This window comes from Ellagibacter isourolithinifaciens, from assembly GCF_008831035.1.
Taxonomy (GTDB): Bacteria; Actinomycetota; Coriobacteriia; order Coriobacteriales; family Eggerthellaceae; genus Ellagibacter; species Ellagibacter isourolithinifaciens.
The window spans coordinates 14,221-29,296 of record NZ_WAJR01000017.1; the positions used below are offsets into that span (position 1 = coordinate 14,221).

At 58.0% G+C, this 15,076-nt stretch carries 14 protein-coding genes; 10 read left to right on the top strand and 4 right to left on the bottom strand.

The window, feature by feature from the left end:
• Positions 1-61 precede the first annotated feature (61 nt).
• On the top strand, positions 62-2,548 hold the full coding sequence (locus F8C90_RS07280; protein WP_158049860.1) for an S-layer homology domain-containing protein: 2,487 nt from the start codon (positions 62-64) through the stop codon (positions 2,546-2,548).
• Between the two features lie 260 nt (positions 2,549-2,808).
• Positions 2,809-5,430, top strand: a complete 2,622-nt coding sequence (gene secA / locus F8C90_RS07285; RefSeq protein ID WP_158049861.1) for a preprotein translocase subunit SecA — start codon at positions 2,809-2,811, stop codon at positions 5,428-5,430.
• A 289-nt stretch (positions 5,431-5,719) separates the two neighbouring features.
• On the opposite strand, the gene F8C90_RS07290 is transcribed toward secA, so the two are convergent.
• Positions 5,720-6,646: an amidohydrolase family protein gene (locus F8C90_RS07290; RefSeq protein ID WP_170264592.1), complete on the bottom strand. Its 927-nt coding sequence runs from the start codon at positions 6,644-6,646 to the stop codon at positions 5,720-5,722.
• A 323-nt stretch (positions 6,647-6,969) separates the two neighbouring features.
• Here F8C90_RS07290 and F8C90_RS07295 point away from each other — a divergent pair, with 323 nt between their 5' ends.
• A complete protein-coding gene (locus tag F8C90_RS07295; protein ID WP_211361061.1) occupies positions 6,970-7,908 on the top strand; it encodes a LysR family transcriptional regulator in 939 nt (312 codons plus the stop codon).
• A 134-nt stretch (positions 7,909-8,042) separates the two neighbouring features.
• On the opposite strand, the gene F8C90_RS07300 is transcribed toward F8C90_RS07295, so the two are convergent.
• A complete protein-coding gene (locus F8C90_RS07300; RefSeq protein WP_158049864.1) occupies positions 8,043-8,315 on the bottom strand; it encodes a hypothetical protein in 273 nt (90 codons plus the stop codon).
• Positions 8,316-8,832: 517 nt separating this feature from the next.
• On the opposite strand from F8C90_RS07300, the gene F8C90_RS07305 reads away from it, so the two are divergent.
• Positions 8,833-10,137 carry an ATP-binding protein gene (locus F8C90_RS07305; protein WP_158049865.1) on the top strand — a complete coding sequence of 435 codons (1,305 nt, stop codon included), beginning with the start codon at positions 8,833-8,835 and terminating at the stop codon, positions 10,135-10,137.
• 80 nt (positions 10,138-10,217) lie between these two features.
• Here F8C90_RS07305 and F8C90_RS07310 read toward each other — a convergent pair whose 3' ends face one another.
• Both F8C90_RS07310 and F8C90_RS07315 read right to left on the bottom strand, forming a co-directional pair.
• A complete protein-coding gene (locus F8C90_RS07310) occupies positions 10,218-10,682 on the bottom strand; it encodes a 4Fe-4S dicluster domain-containing protein (protein WP_343030127.1) in 465 nt (154 codons plus the stop codon).
• Between the two features lie 101 nt (positions 10,683-10,783).
• Complete coding sequence (locus F8C90_RS07315; protein WP_158049866.1) at positions 10,784-11,902, bottom strand: molybdopterin dinucleotide binding domain-containing protein; 1,119 nt, start codon at positions 11,900-11,902, stop codon at positions 10,784-10,786.
• A 443-nt stretch (positions 11,903-12,345) separates the two neighbouring features.
• Between F8C90_RS07315 and F8C90_RS07320 the strand changes: the two genes are divergently transcribed.
• The 6 genes from F8C90_RS07320 (at position 12,346) to F8C90_RS07345 (ending at position 14,930) form a co-directional block, all read left to right on the top strand.
• Positions 12,346-12,615 carry a type II toxin-antitoxin system RelB/DinJ family antitoxin gene (locus F8C90_RS07320; RefSeq protein ID WP_211361062.1) on the top strand — a complete coding sequence of 90 codons (270 nt, stop codon included), beginning with the start codon at positions 12,346-12,348 and terminating at the stop codon, positions 12,613-12,615.
• Positions 12,612-12,875 (top strand): Txe/YoeB family addiction module toxin, encoded by a 264-nt coding sequence (locus tag F8C90_RS07325; RefSeq protein WP_158049868.1) that lies wholly within the window; start codon positions 12,612-12,614, stop codon positions 12,873-12,875. The genes F8C90_RS07320 and F8C90_RS07325 overlap by 4 nt, the downstream gene beginning before the upstream one ends.
• 434 nt (positions 12,876-13,309) lie before the next feature.
• Positions 13,310-13,549, top strand: coding sequence for a type II toxin-antitoxin system TacA family antitoxin (locus F8C90_RS07330; RefSeq protein WP_211361063.1), 240 nt, complete (start codon positions 13,310-13,312; stop codon positions 13,547-13,549).
• Positions 13,540-14,019: a GNAT family N-acetyltransferase gene (locus tag F8C90_RS07335; protein WP_158049870.1), complete on the top strand. Its 480-nt coding sequence runs from the start codon at positions 13,540-13,542 to the stop codon at positions 14,017-14,019. The genes F8C90_RS07330 and F8C90_RS07335 overlap by 10 nt, the downstream gene beginning before the upstream one ends.
• 339 nt (positions 14,020-14,358) lie before the next feature.
• A complete protein-coding gene (locus F8C90_RS07340; RefSeq protein WP_170264595.1) occupies positions 14,359-14,631 on the top strand; it encodes a type II toxin-antitoxin system RelB/DinJ family antitoxin in 273 nt (90 codons plus the stop codon).
• Positions 14,631-14,930, top strand: coding sequence for a type II toxin-antitoxin system RelE/ParE family toxin (locus F8C90_RS07345; RefSeq protein WP_158049871.1), 300 nt, complete (start codon positions 14,631-14,633; stop codon positions 14,928-14,930). Before F8C90_RS07340 ends, F8C90_RS07345 begins: the two co-directional genes overlap by 1 nt.
• Positions 14,931-15,076 lie beyond the last annotated feature (146 nt).

Sequence of the window (15,076 nt, forward strand, 5' to 3'; positions counted from 1 at the left end):
CAGAGAGCAGAAGGCTCGCTGTTATGAAAACCCTTATAGGTTGATTCCAATAGGAGGAAAAATGACAGCTTGCAAAGACTCCCTTAGCGGGAAGAAGGCAGTGAGCGCGACCCTCGCGGGCGTTCTCGCAGTCGGCATGGTGCCGGCAGCGGCCTTCGCGGCGGAAGCACCCGCCGACGAGGTCCAGAACGACGGCATCGAACTTCTGGACACCACTAGCCCTGTGACCCTGTTCAATGCTGGCACCATTGCGCTGGGCAGCACGTTCAGCCCTGTGAGCGGCCAGACCAACCAGTTTACCGCTAACGCGACCACCGACGGTACCGCGCTCAATCTTGGCACCGTCACGGTTACCCCAAAGGGCCAGTCTGCGGTTGCCGCCACGGGTGACGATTTCAAGGTGACCATCACCAAGAACGGCGCCGAGGTGAAGGAAATCAAGACTCCCGGTACCTACACCGTGACCGTTGAGGCTGTTGGCGGCGACTACGAGGGCGGCCAGGTTTCCGCTACCATCACCGTCAAGGGTGCCTCTCTTGCTAACGCAACGCTGTTCCAGGTGAACCCGGATAACGCCAATGACGTTTCCGATACGACGTTCACCTACACCGGCAATGTGCTTGACCTCGGCGTTCAGGTCGATGGCAAGGCTCTTAAGGCCGGCACCGACTACACGATCAAGTTTGTGAATGCTGGCGGCGACGCCAACAACGATCCTGCAGTCGAAGTGAAGAACGCCGGTAAGTACTATGCGGTCATCACTGGTCAAGGCAACTTCACCGGCAACGTCAAGAAGATTGCCAACGTCACGGTCGCTCAATTCAATCTCGCCAGCGCCACGATTTCTGTCGATGATGTTTACGGCGCAACTGCCGCCAAGCCTTCTACTCCGACTTCTGTCAAGAACGGCTCCGACGTGCTTGCGAACCCGGCTGAAGTCAAGCTGACGCTCAACGATGGCCAGACCTGGGACGCCAAGAGCCAGTACACCTTCACCGCCGCCGCGGACAAGACCAACCCGAACATCACGGGTTCCAAGACTGATGTGACCTGCAACAAGGTCGACGCAGTTGCCACCTTCGAATACGATGGCGCCGCATTCCCGACGGAGTTCACCTCCAACAATGGCGACAAGAAGCCTGTCTACTTCGACCTCGACAAGATCGCCGCCAAGGACGCTGCCGGCAAGGCTGTTGACGAATCCCTGATCGATGTCACCGTCACCGACAAGGACGGCAGCGACGCCACGGCTGATTTCGAGGCTCACAAGGCCGGTACCTACACCGTGAAGGCCGCTATCAACGATGACACCTATGCTCTGGGCGGATCCGTTGAGTGCAAGGTCGTCATCAAGGAAGCCACTGTCGTTACTGCTGAGAACGTTGTCGTTAAGTACAATGGCAAGATCGTTACTTCTGTCGAGAAGAATTATGATGGCGATGATATTGTAGCGAGCGACTTCGAGGTGACCGTCACCGACGCCAAGGGCAATGTGATCGAGGGTTCGACGCAGGGGCTTGTCGATGCAGAAGGCAAAGCTGTCGACAAGGCGCTTAACGCAGGCTCCTACAAACTCGTCATCGAGAACGAGAACGTCGACTTCCAGGGCGAGGCTGTTGTGCCTATCACCATCAACAAGGTTGACCTGAGCACCATCAAGGTCGGTGCTGAGCAGAAGGCGTGGCTCGACCATACCGAGAATCCGGTTCTTACCTATGTCCAGAAGGGTACCGAGGTTGCTGACCTTGACCTCGAATACCAGTCTGGCACCGACGAAAATGGCGAGCCTGTGTGGGAGGCACTCCCCGCTGCCGCTAAGGTGACGGTCAAGGATGCTTCTGGCAAGGAAGTCACCAAGCTTGAGGACGAGGGTATCTACACCATCGAGATCGCGGCTGCAGATGACGACGCTGCTCTGAACTACACGTTCCCGACGGAGGTTTCCATCACGGTTGCGGATGAGGCAAACCTGAAGTTCGCCGACAATGTCGATTCGAGTGCCTGGTACTACAACGAGGTCAACAAGGCTGCCGAACTCGGTCTTATGAACGGTTACGCTGACACCAACCTTTTTGGGCCGAACGACACCATCACTCGTGCTCAGGTTGTACAGGTTCTGTTCAACATGGCTGGCGGTCGCGCCGATATGGACCTTCCCGAGGGCTCTTACAACGAGATCTACGGATATGCGTCCTTTGGCGACGTCAATGGCAAGATGTGGTACGGCAAGGCCATCGCGTGGGCTAAGGCTGCTGGTATCGTGACTGGCTACGGCGACGGCACCTTCGCTCCCGAGAACAACATCATGCGCGAAGAGTTTGCGACCATGCTTGCCCGTTATGCTCAGAAGTACGGCAACTACACTGCCGGTAGCGCTGCTGATTTTGCTGCGTATGGCGATGCTTCCGCGGTTGACTCCTGGGCTGCCGAGTACGTCGCATGGGCGGTCAAGGGCGGTTACATGGGCAAGAACACGAACGTTCTCACGCCGCTCGCCAACATGACTCGCGCCGAGGCGGCTGCTATGGTCGTCCGCTACGCTGGCTAAGCTAACTGCCTAAACGAGGCTCATTTTTCGCCTGCTGGGAGCTCATTCCAGCAGGCTGGCCATGGGGCATGCGGGGATGTCGCCATCCTGCAACAGGCGCGAGAATCCCCCTGCCTCAGGGTCAGCCTTAGGCAATCAATCGCAAGCTGTCGCGTAAGGCTTCGGGCGCGCCGACGCCCCCTCATCCGGGAAACCTGGGAGGGGGCGTCGGCGTTTTCTGACGAAATGCCCGCCCATGTTTTCCCAGGAGGCTTTTTCCCATGCCCAACCCCATATCCAAACTGCTCTCGCTCGGCGACGGCAAGCGTCTTAGGCAGTATCGCCGTATAGTCGACAAGATCAACTCGCTCGAAGACGGCCTCTCCGCATTGACGGATGCCGAATTGCGCGCTACGGCCGACCGTCTGCGCGAGCGTGCGGTTGCTGGCGAGGCCAACGAGAGTCTTCTGCCCGAGTCGTTCGCGCTTATGCGCGAGGCGTCGAAGCGCACGGTGGGGCTGCGCCACTACGATGTGCAGCTCATCGGCGCCATGGCCTTAAACGATGGGTGCGTCGCCGAAATGAAGACTGGCGAGGGAAAGACGCTCGTCTCCACCTCGGTGGGCTTTCTGAGCGCACTGTCGGGCGATCCTGTTCACGTCGTTACCGTCAACGATTACTTGGCGAAGCGCGATGCGGAATGGGTTGGCCGCATATACGGGTTGCTCGGCATGAAGGTTGGGCTTATCCAAAACGGCATGGAGCCCGAGGAACGCAGACCCTCGTACGCCGCCTCCGTCACCTACGGTACCAATTCCGAATTTGGCTTCGACTACCTTCGCGACAACATGGTCTCTTCGCCTCGCGATCGCGTGCAGCGCGGCCATGCGTTCGGCATCGTCGACGAAGCCGATTCGGTGCTTATCGACGAGGCGCGCACGCCGCTTATCATCTCAGGGCTCTCCGGTGCGCCTTCTGCTATCTGCACCACCTTCGCCGAAATTGTGGCTAAGCTCGATCCCGAGAACGACGTCGTCCTCGACGAGAAGCGCCGAACGGTGTACGAGACCGAAAACGGCCTCGCTAAAATCGAGAAAATGCTCGGCAGCGAGGTATATGCTGACCTCTCAGGGGCCACAGCGAACCGGCTGCGCCAGGCGCTCAAGGCCCAGTTCCTGTTCAAGATCGACCATGACTACGTGGTCGACGGGGGCGAAGTGAAGATTGTCGATGCCTTCACGGGCCGCATCATGGAGGGCCGCCGCTATTCCGAGGGTCTCCATCAGGCAATCGAGGCGAAGGAACACGTTCAGATCAAGCCCGAGACGCACACCATCGCAACCGTCACACTGCAGAACTACTTCCGCTTGTACAAGAAGCTCTCCGGCATGACGGGCACGGCGCTCACCGCCGACAGCGAGCTCGATCATATCTACCATATGCCCGTCGTCCCCATCCCCACGAACAAGCCCGTGATCCGCGAAGACAAGGGCGATTTGATCTTCCGCACTGCCGAGGCCAAGTTCGCCGCCGTTGCTGACGAGGTAGAGTGCCGCCATGCCAAGGGGCAGCCCGTGCTCGTGGGCACGGCTTCGGTGAAGGCTTCCGAGCGGTTGTCGGAGAAACTAACCGAACGTGGCATCGGACACCAGGTGCTTAACGCGAAAGAACATGAGCGCGAGGCCGCGATCGTTGCCGAGGCGGGCCGGCTTGGCGCGGTCACCGTTGCCACCAACATGGCTGGCCGCGGAACCGACATTCTGCTCGGAGGCAACTATGAGATGCTTCGGCAGGCCGCCCTTAAGAAATTCGGCGTGGAAGACGAGGAGTCGGCGGCGGAGTGGCAGCTCCATGCGGCCGACGCTGAGGCAAGGTACATCACCGACCGCGAGGGCTATGCCGTCCGCGTGCTCGGAGGACTGTGCGTCATCGGCACCGAGCGTCACGAGGCGCGGCGCATCGACAATCAGCTGCGCGGCCGCGCTGGGCGTCAGGGAGACCCGGGCGAATCCCGCTTCTACCTCTCGCTCGAGGACGACCTTTTGCGCCTTTTCGGGAGGGAGCGCATACACAAGGTTTCTGAGATGATGGTGCAAAGGGGCATCCCTGACGATTCGCCTTTGGAGGACCCGCTGGTCTCGAAGGTGATCACTGCCGCTCAGCAACAGGTGGAGTCGATGCACTTCGCCTCGCGCAAAAACGTGCTCAAGTACGATGATGTCATGGACTTGCAGCGCAAGGCCATCTACGGCGAGCGCAATGCCATCTTGGACGGCAAGAACGTCTGCGAAGGCATGGCCGAGTTCGTGGAGAGCATGGTCGACAGCTTGCTTGAGGAGAACTGCCCTGCTGAAATTCCTTCGGACGACTGGGATTTCGGGACGGTCGATGCGTGGGTTGAGTCGATGACGGGAGAAAAGGGCTACGACGCAAGCGAAATCGAATGCGATCAGGATCCCGATGTGCTCGCCGAAGACGTTCGCAATCATCTGATGAGGGTTTTCGACGAAAAGCGCGAGGCGGTGGGCAATCCTTTGTTCGAGGAGCTCTGCACGCAGATAATGCTTCGCATCATGGACACGCACTGGGTCGCGCATCTTACCGACATGGAGGGCTTGAAAGCGGGCATCGGGCTTCGCGCATACGGACATCGCGATCCGCTTGTTGAATACAAGGAGGAGGCCTACCAGGCGTTCTCGCGGCTCGTGGATTCCATCTACGAGGACAGTCTGCGCGCCATCCTGCGCTTACCCGTCGAGAGCGCAGGCGCTGCCTCTAGCGGGCTTTCCGAGGAGGATAACCCCTTCCGCCCCGAGAGCATGGTGTACTCCGACTCGCGATCGGCCCCCGAGGCCTCGCCGCTCAACGAGCCTGACCCTGCGGGAGGAAACCCCCTAGGGTAGAGGGCGACCCGCATCAATTGTTTGGCAAGTCTTCGGGACAGCTGACAAAGACCCTAACTATCATGCGAAAACGCCCTCGTCGGAGGGTGTTTTCACTATTCGGGATGTGAAGGGGCTTGGAGCTGCTGTGGAAATCCTTCTCGTGATTCCATTCGGCCTAGTCCACGCTAGCTCAGCTTTGCGGAGAAATCCCGAATCTTGATGATGATATAATCCGAATTCTTTTTGCATGAAAATCCGAATAGCGGGAGGGGGAAATTCCGAATGAGCTTCCCCCTCCCAATCTCTCTCAGACAATATGGAGAAGGCGGTTGGCGTTTTCGAAGAAGACGAGGTTTCGCAGCTTTGGGTCTCCTTCCGTGGCTATCATCACTTGCTCGACCTGACGCTTGTAGCTTCCGAACGGATAGTCGGTGCCGAACATGATTCTCTCGCGCCCGAGCAGCTCGATCATAAGCTCGATGTCCTCGTGCGACCTGAAGGAGGTGTCGGCGTATACGTTGTCGAGCCCCTGGGACAATTTTGCGAGCCGCTCGATGTTTCCTGCCGCGGTTCCGCCGCAATGAGCTGCGACGAAGTTGATTTCGGGATGTTTCCTTGCGCATTCGACCAGATGGGCGAGGTCGCCGAACTCGGGTGTGGCGTACTGGTCGTTGATCTCGGGGTAGTAGTACATCCCGGCTCCGCAATGTGATGTCACGGGCTTCCCTGTTTCTGCCCAATAGCGCAGCGCTTCTTCGGTCAGAGGATCGTCGAGGGCGCGCTTGCTCAAAATCGGGTGGAGCTTGAGGGCATAGGCACCCTTTTCGGAATCTTCGAGCAGCTTTTTCCCGGCGTCCTTGCCGAGTCGGTAGTCGATGCAGGTGAACGGGATGCACCGCGGCTCGACCATATGGGCGACTTCGTAGTCCTCGAAGGACAAGGCGGGCATGATCGGCAGCACGCAGATGTAGTCAATGCCGCACTCGTCCATTTCGCGTTGCATGTTCTCGAGCGTGTTCGTCCGGCAGCGCTCGTGGTTCACATCGATGAACTCGCGCAGCGCCTCGTCGGTGTCCTCTGTGATGAACGGCCCTTTGAACCCACGTTCTTCCCTGACGGTAAACGGGTCGGGCATGTCAGCGGGCTTGAGACCCAACTTGTAGATGACGTTGTGCGCATCCTTGAAAATGTCGCCGAGATGCGCATGAAAATCGATGATGGGTTGATCCTTCATTATGTCCTCCATCTGAAACGGCTGGTGGTCGTCGCTTTACGCAACGCTGCCGCGGCAGGCACCGTGAGGGGTGGCTGTAGTGGCTCAGAAAGAGGCGGACATGATGCACTTGCTGAATGCATCATAAACCCCGCAGGCGGTATGCGTGAAATTCGTTTTATGGCGATTGCGAATTCGGAATCTCATTCGCCGTCTTTGCAATCTGAATGAATCGTATTCGATTTGGGAATAGGACTTCCAGAATAGAGGAGCTGAAAGTTGTGCCGTGTTCGAATGCGCTATGCTATGAGCATGCAAAAAAGCGCGGCAGGGGGAGGATGGGCATGCTGAACGCCAACTATGTTATCGAGTTCACGGAACTTGCGAAGCGGCTCAACTACACGGAGACGGCGCGGGCGCTTAACATGAGCCAGCCGTCTCTGAGCAAGCACATCAGCCAATTCGAGAAGGAGCTCAAACTCGAGCTGTTCAAACGCGACGGAAACTCGCTGCGCTTGACGAAATGCGGCGCCGAATTGCTTCCTTTAGCGTACCGCGCGATCGAGGCGATGGAGGAGCTTGATAGCAAGGCGCACTATCTGCGGCGGCATCCGCCCGCTCACCTATCGATTAGCGGCCTGACGGATGAGGGCCCTTCAACGGAGGTTCTCGGCTTCCTCATTTCGCTGATCAACAGCGAATATGGTGCGAATTGCCTCGAGGTGAAGCACCGATACAACAAAAACCCGGCCGAAATGCTCGAGTCGGGGGATGTTGACATCGTGTTCGATCCCGCTCCGGTAGAAGAGATGCCCGAGGGCAGCAACGTTGAGGTGCTGCGAGTCGCCGACTTGAAGCTGACCGCAATCGTCGATGCGGGAAATCCGCTGGCATCGAAGGGGCGAATCGGCGTTAGCGACCTTGAGAAATCGACCTTCGTCAGATATGAGGGAATCTATTTGAGCAGGTCATGGTGCTATATTGAGGAGGCGTGCGAGCGCCACGGTTTCACGCCCAAGACCCGTTCGTGCCTCTGCTCAGGCATCCCCGAGCTGTTCGCCCTGTGCGCTGGCCTCGGAGACATGGTGCTTGTCGTGGGGTCGAACTTCGGTGCGCGAATTCCCGAAGGCATCAAACCCTTCTGCCGCGTGCTCGATGTGGCGGATGGCGATTTCTGCATGCCATTGCAGCTTATGTACCGGAAAGATAACGACAATCCGGTTCTGACGGAGCTCGTTGCACGCATCGAGGCGATGCCGAATCCCCCGTTGAGGTTCGAGTAGGTATCGGCTGCGCGAAGGTATGCCAGCGCAAAAGGGGGAGCCCGTAACGAGGCTCCCCAAAGTTGTGTGCGTATTCCCCTATGATGCACGTTCTGCGTGTGGGCGCAGGCTCCGAGGCGCTGCGCACTCGTTGCCTACCGCTTCTTCGCCTTCTCCGCGATTAGCTGTTTGCCGCCGATGACCATGCCGAGCAGCCCCCATGTGGTGAGCGACCCCATGAGCGCGCCGGGGTTCGGGTCGTTCGGCCAAAATGTGTGGGCGACGAACAGGTTGGTCGAGTTGATGATCATGAAATCGTAGCCGTCGAGCACCTGGGCGAGCGATAGGATGATAAAGAGAACCCAGGAATGCTTCGTGATTCCGAAAGAGTCGATGACTTCCGAAATCGTGAACCGCTTTTCGTTCATTGTTCCCCCTCCCCCTCAAGAACATCAAGGTGAAGTCATATGTTGGCGAAAAAGATTGCAAGTGCTTTGTCCGCCGTGGAGCGACGAGCTTCTCCCTTCTCCCTTTTGCTCGCCGCCTCACGGAAGCTAGTCTATTCCGATAAGGGGACATAAGAAAAATCGCACTTTTTCAAGAAGCGTATTCGGAAAGGAAAGGGTTTATTCAATTTTTTGAAGGGTTGGTGGCTGGGGCGAGGGGTTGCGAGGCGGGCGACGTTGCGGGCGGTGCAAGGGTGAGAGACCACGCAAGGCCATGACCTTTATCTTGTAGGTGGTTCGCATTGCCTTTCATGGGGCAACGTGCGTTTTCGCTGTTTGATGTGCTATTCAATTCGCTAAACTGCACATTGTAAGGAAAATCCGAATGTCAACAATTGGAAAACCCGAATAAATCTAACAGGAAAATCCGAATCAGCATCCGCAATGCACTTAAAAGACGCTACACTTTCACCAATGTTGCGAGCGAGGGGAAGGCGCTATGGGAGCGAAGTACGAGAAGCCTGAAGGGTATATGCCGCGCGTTGCCGATGCGCAAATCGAGCGGTACCTGAAGGCGTTTGGTGCTGTCGAGATAGCGGGGACGAAGTGGTGTGGCAAGACGTGGTCAGCCCTTATGCAAGGAGCCTCGGTTTCCTATGTTGACGAGAACTTGGATTTGGCTCGAGCTGACCCGTCTATGATGCTGATAGGGGATCGTCCTCATGTAATCGACGAATGGCAGCGCGTCCCCGCCATCTGGGATTGCGTCCGCCATGAGGTCGACCGAGCGCGAGGGACGCGCGGCGCTTTCATACTTACAGGGTCCTCGACGCCTGCAACCCGCCAAGGCGAGCAGGGGCCCGCGCATAGCGGCGCTGGGCGGATAGGTCGCGTTCGCATGAGCCCCATGAGCTTGTTCGAGTCCGGGGAGTCAACCGGACAGGTCAGTCTCGAGGGTTTGTTCGCTGGTGAATTCACGCCGTGTGTTGCCGAGCGCGACACGGTGGGGCTTGTCGAAGCTGCTTGTCGAGGCGGCTGGCCGGAGGCTGTCGACATGGAAGTCGATGCGGCGCAGCTTATTGCCCGCGAGTACGTTACGGCGGCACTTGGCGTGAGCATTCCTGCGCTCGGCCTCGATCCTGATATCGCCCGCAGGCTCGCGTCCTCGCTTGCTCGGAACCTGGGGCAAGCTGCTACGTACAAGACGATAATCAACGACATGTTCGGCGCCGAGGAGAATCCGCTCAGCGTAATCGACGAGGGGCGGGTGCGCGCCTACCTCGATGCGCTCAAGGGCATGTACATCGTGGAGGAGGTTCCCGGATGGGCGCCTCCTGCCCGCGATAGGAAGCGTTTCGCGACGAAGCCCAAGCGCTACCTTGCCGACCCGAGCCTTGCTTGCGCGCTGCTCGGCATGTCGCCTGCTGCGCTCCTTGCCGATTGGCAGACGTTCGGGCTGGTGTTCGAGAACATGGCGGTGCGCGATCTGTCGGTTTACGCTCGGGCGCTCGATCTGCTCGATGATGTGCCCGTTCGCTACTATCGCGATGACTCGGGGGTCGAGGCTGACGCTATCGTGCAGCTTGCCGATGGCCGTTGGGCGGCATTCGAGTTCAAGGTCAGCGAGGACAAGGTGGAAAAAGGGGTCGCGAGCCTTGAACGCATGCGTCGCAAGGTGTGCGAAAACCCCCGCTCACAGACAAGGCCTCCTGAGTTCATGGCGGTGATCACAGGAGTGGGCGAGTACGCTCACGAAGTTGCCGAGGGGATCGTTGTGGTGCCGATTCGTCTCCTTGGGAAGTAGGAGAAGCGGCACCGCGAAATTCCCTCGTGGACTGTCAACGCGAAGCCAATTGTTGTTCGAACGCGCGCCATATAAACTCATCACCTGCTCATGAAACGGCCCGGGGCAATCAATGCCTCGGGCCGTTGTAGAGTGTCGCCTGGTGCACGAAGGGGGATACTTTCCCAGGCGATATGAGGGGAGCTATGCGTATCGCTACGCCTTGCAGGTGTATGGTCCGGGGACGAAAGCACCTGGTTAGGCTTCTTGTCAAGCTCCTCGACGAGCTGATCGATCGGCCCAAACTTCATGACGCCGGCGAGGCAGTGGTGCACGCAGGTCGGCAGTTTTCCTCCTGCCGTGCGCTCTGCGCAGAGGTCGCACAGAGAAGTCGGGGTCGGGATTTTGTTCCAGTTCACCGTCTTCTCGTCGATTTCCCAAGGCCCCTCATCAAGCACGCGAATGCCCCATTTTCCGATGCCGAATCCGTGCTCTTGCTTGCAGGCGATCTCGCAGGACTGGCATCCGGTGCAGAACTCGTAGTCAATCAGAAGTCCGTTTCTCATATCTCGGCGCTCCTTACTTCGCGATCTTTTCAACTTTGCAGATAAGGCATTTGAACGGCGCACCAAAGCCAAGTTTGCCGACATTTTTATGCGGAACAAGCTCATTGATATTGGAGCGCCATACGCCGAACAGATGCGGTTCCTCCCCCATCTTCTTCGGGGAACCAGAAGCCGTGCTGAGCGTGGACGACACCTGGCTTCACGACGGGGACGACCCTCGCTTTCAGCTCGCATTTGTCGAATTGGTTCTCGACGTTGACCCACTCGCCGTCCGCAATGCCAAGCTTGGCGGCGTCCTTCGGGTGAATCTCAAGCAGCGGATCGGGATTGAGCTCGCGAAGCAGGGGAATCTGCTTGCCCTCGGAGTGGAAATAAGCGTAGGTGCGCGCACCCGTGGTGAGAACGAACGGGTACTCGTCCATAAGCTCCGGTGTCGATACGGGGGACTGCTGCGGCTCTTCATAATAAGGCAGCGGATCCTCGCCGAACTGGCGGAACATTGTGGAGTACAGCTCGATGCGGCCCGTCGGCGTGTTGAAGCCGGGCTGTCCGTCGGGGCGAAGGCGTCCGGTCTCGTACTTTCGGTAGTTGACCTCGCGCTGGTAAACGACCTTCTCCTTGAGCTCTTCATAGGTCATGCCGCAATTGCCCATGCGGAACTCGGCCCTGAACTCCTCGAAGTTGGCAAAGCGTGCATAGGTGCCGGGGTTGAGGCGGGTACCGAGTTCGTACTGGATTTCAAGGTCGCCCTTCGTTTCGCCGACTTTCACTGCGTCGACTACGGAACCGAGCATGTTCGGCGAGGCGCCGTAGTGGGTACCGACCATGGACCTGTGGCGTTCGCGAAACTCGACGTCGAGACCGCAGATCTCCGCAGCTTTTTCGGCGGGCATCGTGGCGACGCGCTCCGCCAGCTGCTCGAAGCCGTAGCAGAAACGATCGACGAAGTCGTGGTCGTACAAGTCTTCCTGGATGATGATGTCGATCATCGCCATGCCGTAGGGCCCGCACATGGGTCCGCCTTCTCGGCCGGTTCCGCCGAACACCACTATCGATTCAGGCCCATGCTCTTTTTTGATTCGGCCGATGTTCTCTTCAATGATGTTGTAGGCGTCTTCCCACGTGGTGCGCTCCCACTCGTTCTTCCCGCGGTCTTCCTTCGCGCGCTTCATCGGGTAGATGACGCGGTCGGGATGATAGGTGAAGTCGGGCAGTGGCAAAGGGGGTCTCTACGGTAACGGTGTAGATCTTGTTGCAGCGGCGATGCGCTGATGGGAAGGCTCGCAGCGGAATATTATCTCCCGCTTTCTCGCGTGACCCCAAAAAGACGCAAGGCGGCAAAAAGGGAAGAGCGCGCAGCCTTCGGCACACGGCGGTCACGCTGGCACTCCTGGGCGGGGCGAGTCTCCGGCAGGTGCAGTCGATGGCGCGCCATGCGATCGTCGACACGACGCTCGTGTGCTCCCGCAACATTGACCGCGCCTCCCAGGTGGGCGAGTTCGCGGTCGATAGGATGCTCGGAGAATCGTAGAGCGCGCAGGATGACTTTCGTCGATAGTTACGAAATTTAGCCATACATTGTACGAAATAATAGAAACAACGTATAAACAAATTGCATACTATGTAGTGAAAAGAGTATACTGCTAATAAGGAGGTGGCCATTATGGCGCAAACAACATTGAGCGTTCGCATGGACGAAGACGTTAAAAAAGGCCTGGAAGCGTTCTGCGCAGACGTGGGCATGAACACTTCCGTCGCCATCAACATGTTCGCCAAAGCCGTCTTGCGCGAGCGCCGCTTGCCGTTCGACGTCGTGTCCTACAACCTCGACCCATTCTACAGCCAAGCGAACCAAGACCGCTTGATCAAAGCGAAAGAGCGCATGGAGCGAAGCGGCGGAACCGTCCATGAGCCGATCGAGGACGAGGCATGATCAAAGCTTGGGACGATGACGCCTGGGACGACTACCTGCATTGGCAGACGCAGGACCGAAAGACCTTGAGGCGAATCAACGCCCTCCTAAAGGACATCGACCGCAACGGCTACGACGGCATCGGGAAACCCGAGCCGCTGAGGGAGAACTTATCTGGATGGTGGAGCCGCAGGATTGACGACAGCAATCGCATCGTTTACCGCATTCGAGAAGGTCGCATCGAGATCATCCAATGCGGCTCGCATTACCGAGGCAGCTGATGCTCTCTGCGGTTTGATTACAAGGCGAAGGCCGCACTCGGCAGATATCGGGTAATTTCTCCGAGGCGTTTGACGACGCTTTTCCGGCCGAACAAAGGGATGCCCTTGCCGCACTTCTTCAGATGTTTTCTTTGCGTTCGAGAGTACTGAGAAATGGGCAGGACTCCCTCTCTCAAGGAGCCGTGTCGCATTTTGAGGCTCGCTTTATGTGAAGTCTGCGTTTGCTTCTTTGTGCAGCTAGGGCTAGAAACTCCCGCGCAGTCTGCTCAGGAGCCGTTTCTGGGGAGGCTTCGCAAATTGCCCCCTCGTTCAATTCGCGTAGGATGCTGTCTCTTGTTATGTACGGAAAAACTCCGTGCAATGAGTTAAGACGCTATGCATCGGATTGAACGGAGGCAGCAATGGCAGCAGCGACGGTAGAAAAGGATTGCCGAATGGATATCCGGCTGACTCAATCGCAGAGGAAAAACTACGAGAAGGCGGCCGAGCTTCGCGGCCAGACGCTTTCCCAATGGACAACGATGCACCTTGACGAGTGCGCGCGGCGCGACATCGACGAGGCGCACACCATCCGACTGTCAGATGAGGCATTCGAACGTTTCTCAGCGCTGCTTGACGAGCCGATGCCCGAGGCGGCTCGCGAGCTTCTTGCGAGGGAGTCGATATGGGGCTGACGTTCGCGAAGCCCGATCGCCTTGCCCCTGGTGAGAGGATGGACGGGTTTCGTTGCGGGGACCCCATAGTCGACGTATGGGCGGCCACTTACGCCTCTCGCGCTCGCGAGCGCGGCACCGCGATCGTGCACGTTACGCGATGTGGGGACGATATCGTCGGGTTCTACTCGCTGTCGACCCATTCGGTTGCGCGCGAAGAGGTGTCGGGCGGCTGGTTTCGGAGGAACGCCCCGAGCCAGGTCCCTGCGATTCTTCTGGGCATGCTCGGCGTAGACGAGCGCTATCAGGGCATGGGCCTGGGAGTCCAACTCCTGCGCGATGCGATCCTGAACTCTCTTAAGGTTTCTGAGCTTGCTGGCGCGAGGGCTCTTGTCGTCGACCCGACGGGGGAGGCCGTATCGGCTTTTTATCGCCGCTTCGGGTTTTCCGATTTGCCGGGCGCGACGCGCATGGTCCTGCGACTTATATAACCTGCGGGTCGTCTGCAGGTAAAGTATCCACGGGCTCAAATTGGGAAAGGCGAGGGATACCTGGCTCGCTGGCACCATGGTCTGCGTGAAGAGGCTGAAGAGGATTGGCTCGGAAAGAAGGGGGCTAGAAATACCGTTTGCTATAGCTGCGAGCAGCACAAGTGAGACAGATCATCCGAGCTCTGTCTCGGCCGTCAATCGGGTAGATTGCCCTCATGTTGCCTATTTAATCTATCTGGCTGATGCTTTTTGAGTTATTGGCGACTGGTTGGTTCTTGAAACTTAAACTGTCAGTGCATTACAATATATTTGCACATACGAAAGCTGATTGGAGTGTTTATGGCGAGCTCGACTTTGACCATTCGCATCGACGAGGATCTGAAACGAGATGCCTCCGAGGTGGCCGACTACTACGGTCTCGACCTGTCTTCCGTAACGCGCGCGTTTTACAAGCAGATGGTGAACACCCGCCGCATCCCCCTCACCTTCGCCCCCGAAGAGCCAAATGCCGAAAGCCTTGAGGCGATTCGCGAGGGCGATGCCTTCCTCTCTTCCGGCAAAGAGGGTCGCTACGATAACGGCGCGGATCTTATCGCAGCGGCGATGCGCTGATGGGGAGGTTGACGGCGGAATTCTCCGCCGCGTTCTCGCGCGACCTCAAAAAGAAGGCCCATCGTCGCAATTGGGATCTCGTCGAACTCCAGAGCCTCATCGATTTTGTTCTCGAGAACTCGCCCGAGTCCATGGAGATTCTTCGGCGCCGGCACAATATGCACCGGCTTTCGGGAAGTTGGGCGGGCAGGAGCGAATGCCATGTTGCGAACTCGGGCGACTGGCTTGTTATCTGGTCGTCAAATGATAGCGTCGCCTATTTCGAGCGCACCGGCAGTCACGACGAATTGTTCAGATGAGCCTTTGCAGCTTCGTCTGGGTGGTGGCTTCTCCTTGCATCGGCAACGGCAGCTGCAACTGAGGTAGCACCTCGTTCGCGGGGATGCATTTTCTGGCAGGACCCCCCGATATTTGTGCGCATCTGGGAAGTGGAGGAGCGCGAGAT

Bases quoted from the DNA above. Each gene is read 5' to 3' on its own strand.
- F8C90_RS07340 (WP_170264595.1), top strand. From the start codon at position 14,359: ATGGCGAGCTCGACTTTGACCATTCGCATCGACGAGGATCTGAAACGA.
- F8C90_RS07310 (WP_343030127.1), bottom strand. From the start codon at position 10,682: ATGAGAAACGGACTTCTGATTGACTACGAGTTCTGCACCGGATGCCAG.
- F8C90_RS07280 (WP_158049860.1), top strand. From the start codon at position 62: ATGACAGCTTGCAAAGACTCCCTTAGCGGGAAGAAGGCAGTGAGCGCG.
- F8C90_RS07320 (WP_211361062.1), top strand. From the start codon at position 12,346: ATGGCGCAAACAACATTGAGCGTTCGCATGGACGAAGACGTTAAAAAA.
- F8C90_RS07290 (WP_170264592.1), bottom strand. From the start codon at position 6,646: ATGAAGGATCAACCCATCATCGATTTTCATGCGCATCTCGGCGACATT.
- F8C90_RS07335 (WP_158049870.1), top strand. From the start codon at position 13,540: ATGGGGCTGACGTTCGCGAAGCCCGATCGCCTTGCCCCTGGTGAGAGG.
- F8C90_RS07295 (WP_211361061.1), top strand. From the start codon at position 6,970: ATGCTGAACGCCAACTATGTTATCGAGTTCACGGAACTTGCGAAGCGG.
- F8C90_RS07300 (WP_158049864.1), bottom strand. From the start codon at position 8,315: ATGAACGAAAAGCGGTTCACGATTTCGGAAGTCATCGACTCTTTCGGA.
- secA (WP_158049861.1), top strand. From the start codon at position 2,809: ATGCCCAACCCCATATCCAAACTGCTCTCGCTCGGCGACGGCAAGCGT.
- F8C90_RS07330 (WP_211361063.1), top strand. From the start codon at position 13,310: ATGGATATCCGGCTGACTCAATCGCAGAGGAAAAACTACGAGAAGGCG.
- F8C90_RS07325 (WP_158049868.1), top strand. From the start codon at position 12,612: ATGATCAAAGCTTGGGACGATGACGCCTGGGACGACTACCTGCATTGG.
- F8C90_RS07345 (WP_158049871.1), top strand. From the start codon at position 14,631: ATGGGGAGGTTGACGGCGGAATTCTCCGCCGCGTTCTCGCGCGACCTC.
- F8C90_RS07305 (WP_158049865.1), top strand. From the start codon at position 8,833: ATGGGAGCGAAGTACGAGAAGCCTGAAGGGTATATGCCGCGCGTTGCC.